Annotated in this window: 3 protein-coding genes; all 3 read right to left on the bottom strand. The window is 52.7% G+C overall.

The window, feature by feature from the left end:
• Positions 1-103 precede the first annotated feature (103 nt).
• A complete protein-coding gene (locus tag CKO35_RS17330; RefSeq protein WP_200177358.1) occupies positions 104-1672 on the bottom strand; it encodes a hypothetical protein in 1569 nt (522 codons plus the stop codon).
• 101 nt (positions 1673-1773) lie between these two features.
• Positions 1774-2559: a fimbrial biogenesis chaperone gene (locus tag CKO35_RS17335; RefSeq protein ID WP_200177359.1), complete on the bottom strand. Its 786-nt coding sequence runs from the start codon at positions 2557-2559 to the stop codon at positions 1774-1776.
• Positions 2560-2619: 60 nt separating this feature from the next.
• A partial coding sequence (locus tag CKO35_RS17820; RefSeq protein ID WP_207143905.1) for a hypothetical protein occupies positions 2620-2811 on the bottom strand: 192 nt, incomplete at its 5' end.

Below are 2811 nucleotides of genomic sequence, written 5' to 3' on the forward strand. Positions count from 1 at the left end.
AGCTTCTTGAGCACTGCTTCCCGGCGTTCTTCGGAGTACTTCATCGGAACCCTCTCGTCGCCCCCTTCAGGGTTTAAGATTCTAACAGCAGGTCAGGTTCCAACTACTTTGCCAGCGGGGGGTTCAGTCCACTGCGGCGTTCAGTTTCTCTATAGCCAAGCTGCAGGCTGCCTGCCTTTGACCAAAGCGGCAACGTTGTATTGATCTGAGTTCGGGTCTTGACACCCTGGGCCCCTGCTTCCGAAGCAATAAATCCATCACCAAACCATTCATGGCGACCACTTAAACTCAGCACACCCATCGGCACCATGAAACGACCATAGAAGGCATTCAGCCCCTTCCCCATGGACGCATCATGCGACTGATCAAGCTGTCTTACCCACCCTGTTTCGATTTGCAGGCGTCTGAAGTTGGGGCGCAGTTCAAGATGGGTATAGTCCCAGATCTTTCGATCCTCCTGCTGCAGATTGCGGGAAACACGGCTGAAGCGTCCGCTCACAGTCAAGGCCTGGGATATGCCGTAATCCAGACGCAGACTTCCGGTCAACAACCCTTCTTCCCGGGAATGAAAATTCAGCGAAGGAAATACATCCCGCTCGGATTCCAGCAAATACCCATAAGACTCCCAGATGCCTGGCGAGAGAGTGCCGCTACCGATATGACTGGAGTACTCCCTTGTTTCCATCTGACCTTGGGGACCGTAGAGTTTGACATGTAAAGGATTCATCCCATAGGTCAGCGCGACATCATCAAACAAAAATCTTCCGTCTTCACCAATCCTCTGGAAATCCACCAGCAAACTGCCGCTGTAAAGCTCAGCATCCCAACCTGGCTGGGCATCACCCTGTATCCGGGTTCGATCGAAATCAAGCGCCCGGTGCAGAGGGGCCGCCTGAAAGCGCACGCCACGCCCGCTACTGCCGGTATTTCCGATCAACGGTGAGGAGAACCCATTGACATCACCGACCTCCACCTCATGCAATGCAGTCCAGCCGAGTAATCCACCCTTGCCTTCGCTACGTCCGGCACGAAAGTGGGCGCTTGTCACAGCCTCTTGACTGTTGCCGGACACGATCAGGCGTTGGGTCATGCCCAGCGCCTCCCCGACGACGAGAGCACGGTGACTGGATAGTGGCCCTTTGCCGGTTGGAGTTCTCCCACTCAGGGAAATATCCACCTGGGGGCTAGACCAGAGTCCGTAGGGATAATTCACGACATATGAAGAGCGCCCCTCTTCCAGACCCTGCCCCAAACGACGCCACCGCATTTCTCTCGCCAGTCGCAGATCCCTTGGCCAAGGGCGACCACTGCGGATCGTCAATTGCTGGACAAGGGGATCAAATTCCATTTCGACATCAAAAGCTTCCTGCAGCAATGCCCTGCTAATGAGAACGTCGCCATCCAGCAGCATCACCTCAAAGGGATGCTGAGGACGCCGAATTCCCCCTATCTCGACCTCCTTTTTACCCATCCTGACCCGCAGTGACTCACCCGTATTTTCAATACCCAGATAAAGCTGATCCGGATGTTCCCAGAATACCCTGCCCTCACCTGCCTGCCAGATAGCGACGGCAGGTAGAAGTAGTAAATCGGAATGAAGATCCTCAAGAACCGGATAATAATCCTCAGCTGTCACTCCATTGACCTTGAGCTCCACCAGATATTCGGTCAAGTGGGGTAACTCGTCCGATGCAATCAGAGTGCATGGTACCAATGACAGAGCACCCACCAACGCCAGCAGCCAGATATAGCCGTGCCGCCAGAGTATTTCCATCAAAGAGCGTCACAGACCTCCTTGCCAGGTACTCCACGGGCCGGCCAGTGATCCCAGATACGAATGCAATACTGCCCGGATGCACTCATTGAAGCAGTGGAATGGGGGATGCGGACCTGCCCACTTTCAACACCAGGAAGCAAATGGAGACGACCCTGATTGACGACTTGCCCGGTCATAGCATCCACCACGGCGATGTAACCGACAAAGCTGTATTTAGGATCTGACTTACGGACCTGAAAATACCCCACATAGTGGGTGTCATCAGGCATCGGCACCAAGGCCTCGGCCTCAATCATGGGATTAGGTATGTCATGTCTGTAATACACAGTGATTGGCAGTGTGGGGACAATGGGAATGACCACTGCAACGCCAGCAACCTCCTCGTCCGACATGCGAGGCCCCGTCAGTGATGGCGGAGTCTGAACAGCAGCAGTCACCCCAGCACGCAGGACATACTCCCCCGGCGGCAGATCATGGGGAGGACGCGCCGCAATACGAACGGGCAAGGTTCTGTGAGGGGAAACCAGGGCTCTGGCAGGAGACCAGCGAATCACGGTTCTGCCATCCACATCAGCACCAACCATGTCCGATTCCACAGTCAGACGAAACTCGGTTGGATCAGAACCGCTGTTGACTAATTCAAGTTGGCCTGAACGTTCCTGATTGCTGAGTACAACCAAGTTATCGGATAGAGCCACGGAAAGCTGAGACTGAGCCTTGATGGGAAGTAAAAAGATCATGGCTGCAGCAAGGGTGATTGGGAATAACATCTTGATCTTCATTGAACTAAAAATCCACCCAAACAAGCAAAAAATAATCGGCAGAGAGCATTAAAAAAATAATTACTCAGCATAAAACGCACCACAAGACATATAAATCAGCAAGCTCACATAAAAAACCATCAAAAAAATGAGGGTAACCGGAATATCTGGTTGATCTCTACCTTGGCGTTCATTCACAAATTTCACTTTCTCAACGGAAAAGCTGGTTGTTTTGTTGCCTCCTAACCATATATCACATAATATCCACCTGTG

The organism is Ectothiorhodospira shaposhnikovii, from assembly GCF_016584105.1.
GTDB classification, from domain to species: Bacteria; Pseudomonadota; Gammaproteobacteria; order Ectothiorhodospirales; family Ectothiorhodospiraceae; genus Ectothiorhodospira; species Ectothiorhodospira shaposhnikovii.

Bases quoted from the DNA above. Each gene is read 5' to 3' on its own strand.
- CKO35_RS17335 (WP_200177359.1), bottom strand. From the start codon at position 2,559: ATGAAGATCAAGATGTTATTCCCAATCACCCTTGCTGCAGCCATGATC.